The organism is Methylobacterium sp. CCH5-D2 (assembly GCF_001556475.1).
Taxonomy (GTDB): domain Bacteria; phylum Pseudomonadota; class Alphaproteobacteria; order Rhizobiales; family Beijerinckiaceae; genus Methylobacterium; species Methylobacterium hispanicum.
In genome coordinates this window covers 1-838 of the sequence record NZ_LSIX01000111.1, presented here as the reverse complement: position 1 = coordinate 838, position 838 = coordinate 1, and the positions used below count along the sequence as shown (strand labels likewise).

Sequence of the window (838 nt, the reverse complement as noted above, 5' to 3'; positions counted from 1 at the left end):
GGATGAGGCCCGGAACCCGCGCGTTAACCATTCGTCAACCACTGGGGCGCGCAATGCCCCCAGGGCATCCCGCCCGCGTCCCCGCGCCTCCGCCTCGCCGCAATCGGGGTTATCCTGCCGGAGAATGTCCACGCGTATGCCGTGCGCTTCCGAACCGAACGCGGGCGAGCCCTTCGGCTGGCGCTGGGACGCGGCGCGCACGGGCGAGCCGGTCGTCGCCCCGCGCCGGACGACCCGCCTGCATCGCCTCGGTCTCGGCCTGCTGGGCGGGTCAGCCCTCGGCGGCGTCGCGCTCGGCCTCGGCTTCCTCGGCTTCGTGGACGGGCTCGCCCGGATGGAGCGCGTGCCGCCCGACCGGGCCGACGGGATCGTGGTGCTGACCGGCGGCGCCCAGCGCATCGGCGACGCGATCGACCTCCTGGCCAGCGGCTACGGGCGGCGGCTGCTGATCACGGGCGTCAACGAGCGCACCAGCCGCGACGAGATCGCCCGGCTCAACCCGAGCCAGCGCGACCTGATCGCCTGCTGCGTCGATCTCGACTACCGGGCGCGCAACACCATCGGCAACGCCATCGAGACGCGCCGCTGGATGCGCCGGCACCGCTTCAGCACGGTCGCGGTGGTGACCTCGAACTACCACATGCCGCGGACCCTGATCGAGCTCGACCACGTGCTGGAGGGCGCCGACCACGTCATCCCGCACCCCGTCGTGGCGGACGGGTTCGATGCCGGGCGCTGGTGGCAATGCGCGGGCACCGCGCGGCTGCTCGCGGCCGAGTACGCGAAGTTCCTAGTGGCGTGGCTGCGGACCCGCTTCGAGGACGATCCCGAGCAGTCC

Annotated in this window: 1 protein-coding gene; it reads left to right on the top strand. The window is 73.0% G+C overall.

Annotated features, from left to right (window positions below):
- Positions 1-136 precede the first annotated feature (136 nt).
- Positions 137-838, top strand: a 702-nt coding sequence (locus AX737_RS02290; RefSeq protein WP_066918685.1) for a YdcF family protein, incomplete at its 3' end; no start/stop codon positions are given.